Origin of the sequence: Bradyrhizobium sp. th-b2 (assembly GCF_000426785.1) — a bacterium.
In the GTDB taxonomy this organism is placed as follows: domain Bacteria; phylum Pseudomonadota; class Alphaproteobacteria; order Rhizobiales; family Xanthobacteraceae; genus Bradyrhizobium; species Bradyrhizobium septentrionale.
Map to the genome: position 1 here is coordinate 1 of NZ_AUGA01000184.1, position 3,735 is coordinate 3,735.

The 3,735-nt window shown below is 58.6% G+C and carries 2 protein-coding genes and 1 pseudogene; 1 reads left to right on the plus strand and 2 read right to left on the minus strand.

Annotated features, from left to right (window positions below; translation table 11 throughout):
- Positions 1-320 precede the first annotated feature (320 nt).
- Complete coding sequence (locus K359_RS0147220; RefSeq protein WP_029085173.1) at positions 321-1,460, plus strand: MFS transporter; 1,140 nt, start codon at positions 321-323, stop codon at positions 1,458-1,460.
- Positions 1,461-1,852: 392 nt separating this feature from the next.
- Here K359_RS0147220 and K359_RS66640 read toward each other — a convergent pair.
- A pseudogene (locus K359_RS66640) lies at positions 1,853-2,020 on the minus strand (integrase core domain-containing protein); the annotation flags it as partial.
- 84 nt (positions 2,021-2,104) lie between these two features.
- On the minus strand, positions 2,105-3,337 hold the full coding sequence (locus K359_RS0147225; RefSeq protein ID WP_029085174.1) for an ABC transporter substrate-binding protein: 1,233 nt from the start codon (positions 3,335-3,337) through the stop codon (positions 2,105-2,107).
- Positions 3,338-3,735 lie beyond the last annotated feature (398 nt).

Here is a 3,735-nt window from a genome sequence, read left to right on the forward strand (position 1 = left end):
CTCCCTCGGTAAACCAAAACGAATGACGTGCTGGGGATTAACGCGCAATACTCACCATATCGTCTTACCCGCGGATGGTAGCTGTTATCACGCAGACGATGTGCGGGGCATGGGTTACGAGGCCGGTACCAACCATCGAGCCATCTGACGGCACGCCCATGGCTTGAAACGAACGGGGCGTTAGATTGTACGATCAAAGGAGGTTGAGGAAAGTCGTCAATTGTCTCACGACCTGGAGGCGCACAGATGTTTCAACTCGCAACGAGCGGCCTGTTTATCTGTTGCGTAGGTGTCGCCCGCCATTTCGTCCGGAGTTTCGAATGATGTCCGCCTCTTGGAGAGCCACTCGGCTCGCGACGCGCCTTGCATTCTTTGTCGCCGGTTTTGGCATGGCGGGCTGGGCGCCGTTGGTGCCGTTCGTTAAGGAGCGGCTGGCTGTCGATGACGGCGTCCTCGGCTTTCTGCTGCTCCTTCTGGGGATTGGTTCAGTTGTCGCGATGCTATTGACCGGATTATTGAGTGCGCGTTGCGGCAGCAAACCAATCATCTTAGCCGGCGGATTCGGAGTTGCGCTCCTCCTGCCGTGGCTCGCCGTTTTCAGTACACCCGCTGCGCTAGGAGCTGCGCTGGTCGGCTTCGGCGCCTCGCTCGGCTCGATCAGTGTATCAGCGAATATCTATGCGGTAGAGGCGGAACGTGCTGCGAAGCGTCCGCTGATGTCGGGCTTTCACGCGCAATTCAGCATAGGCGAATTTGTTGGTTCCGCCGCGATGACCACATTGCTCTGGCTGGATATCGAGGCGTTTTCGTCAACCTTGATCTGCTCGATCATCGTAGTTTGCGCCATGATGCTGATCTGGCCGCGATTGCCCCGAAGCGCTCAGGCACAGCATGGGGCGCTATTCGTGGTGCCGCGTGCCATCGTGCTGCTGCTCGCGGCGCTAGCGGGGATCATGTTTCTCATTGAGGGGGCGATGCTTGATTGGAGTGCCTTGCTGCTCGTGGAACGTGGCCTTGTCCCGAAAGCGCAGGGCGGGCTCGGCTTCATGCTGTTCTCGATCGCCATGACTGCCGGGCGCCTCGGTGGAGATTCCGTTGTGGCGCGCCTCGGTGACCGCACAACACTGGTGTTAGGCAGTTTATTGGCGGTCGCGGGCTTCGCACTTCTGCTTTGCGCGACAAGTGCAACCTTCGCCATAGCAGGCTTCCTGCTTATTGGTTTGGGTGCATCGAACCTCGTCCCGATCCTGTTCCGGCGGGCCGGCGCGCAGAAGGTAATGCCTCGCGGCCTCGCGATTGCAGCGATCACCGCAGTTGGTTATGCCGGAATCCTCGTTGGACCGGCGGGCGTGGGCTTTCTCGCCAAGCTCGCTGGATTGCCGATCGCATTTGCGATATTGGCGGCACTCATGTGTCTGGTCACGCTGTCAGCGCGCAGTGTGACGATGGAAACACGGTGAGAGAGGCACGCGGCGAGGTGCACATGCGCAACTGGGCGGGCACCACTTATCGTTGGAGCCGCCGAGGAAGTAGACGAGCGGCAGGATGGTCGCCCGGAATTCCTCTTAATGAACCGTGCTTTGATCGCGGGCAGGATCCCCGATAGAAAGAATGATTGCTGCTGCTGCTGTGAAGTGGACCCTACACTGAGGACCGCTGGGTCCGGTTTCTTAAGTGGAGCTGCTGCCGTTCGTTCTTCTCAATAGCCTTACGCTACTCTTGCTTGCTGCTGTTGTGGCCGTGGGGATGTGGGCAACGCGCAGCGTTGTCCAAGCGTCTCGCTTGCGAGAAGCGTCATATCTACAGCCTCGTCGCCGGAGGCGCCGCTGACACCGGCCCGCCAGACCGTCATCGGCGCGCGGTTTTCCCGCGCCTGATGAGGGCGCTGGAAATAGTAAATTCGATCCATCGCGCGATTCCGGCGTTGGCCTCATGGCCATCCGAATAACCCTTGAGATAGATGTCCTCGTATTTTAGCGCGCCACAGGCGTTCGATGAACACGTTGTCCATCCAGCGCCCTGTTGTCGGGCAGAACTATTGTTGTTGGCGGATTGACTGTCTGTAGCCCGATCGAGACAGATCGGGCTGGCCCGCCTGTGCGACTTACTGCGTCTTCAGGAGATTGCAGGCGCTGTCCGCGGCCGGGCGCCAAGCATCCTCGGCCGGAATGGTCCCCGTGATCTCGTAGTAGTCATAAGGATATTTTGACTCGATCGACGCCTTTATGCGCGCGGCATAGAGCGGGCGCATCACCTGACCGTCGGCGCGGATCCTAACATTCTTCATCTCGAAATCATTGACCGTGGTGTTCTTCATCTGTCGCACCACCGCCTCGCCTTCGTCCGTCTGCGCCGCGGCAATCGCCTTGAGATAGTGCATAACTGCACTGTAGGTGCTCGCGTGCGCCTCGTTCGGGATCCGGCCATCGAATGCTGCCTCGTAGCGCTTCGCGAAGGCGCGCGTCTCGTCTGTCCTATCCCAGTAAAACGTGGTGGTCAGACGTACATTCTGCAGCGGCTGCAGGCCGATGCTGTGCGTCTGATTGATCATCAATCCCAGCGGAGCTAGCTGCTGCTTCTGCGTGAGCCCGAACTCCTCAGCCTGCTTCAGGGCATTGGCGAAGTCTGCCCCCGAATTGGCCAAAGCGACGACCTTTGCACCGCTCGACTGGGCCGTCAGGAGAGCAGACGCGAAATCGGAAGAATTGAGCGGATGCAGAACGGAGCCGACGACCTTGCCGCCAGCGGACTTGATAAAGTTCGTCGCGTCGGCCTGCCAGACTTTGCCGAAGGAGTAATCAACGGTGACAAAGAACCAAGTATCCAGTCTCTGAGCCAGCAACGATTTGACCGTCGCCTTAGCCAGCGCATAGGTATCCATTGCCCACTGCGTCGTCAAAGGAGAGCATCTCTCATTGGTGAAGAACGCGGCCGCCGTTCCGGCCAAGAGATATGGTTTCTTCCGGCTCCTCATGACGTCTTGTACACCGAGTGCGACTGACGATGCAGAACATCCGACGATTGCGTCCACCCCCTCATTGTCTAGCCAGCGCGACGCGATCCCGACGCCGATGTCCGGCTTGTTCTGATCGTCCGCCACGATGAGCTCGATGTTCTTACCGTTGATGGCCCTACTAAAGTCGCTTATGGCTAACTGCGCGGCGATAACCGAACCGAGCCCGCAATTGTCGGAATAAGGGCCGCTTTGGTCGTTCATGACGCCAATCTTGATGACGTCCCCTGAAATTCCCTGTGCTACGACCAGGGTCGGCGCGGCAGTAGATGTCGCACTCACGAGGATTGCCATGACGGCGACATAGGCAGCCGAAGGTCTCATAATGCTGCGCTCTCCTTGATGCCTGCGGATATCTGGGATCTTGAGGTAACGAATGATGGCGGCATAGAACCTGGAGGTCTGTGCTCCGCTAAATGCGGTCAAGCTTGGGTGGGCAATGCATGTTGGTCTTCAATGCGAAGCAGCAGCAAGATTGATAGTCCCAATGTAGAACGCTGATCACCTCCCAAATCTAACAGGGCTCTCAGAGAAGTCGGCCGCAGTCAGCCGATCAGCGTCCTCGCGTCAGTTGAAGGCGCCGGGATGCCAGTTGATTAGTTGATTGACAAAGCCGTCGGGCTAATTCGTAAGCGGCAAGCTGAGGCCGTTCACGCGGCGTGGTTCCATGGCATAAGCGCCTCGATCTGGCTGCTCGGCCAGCCGTTGGCGATGCGCTGAAG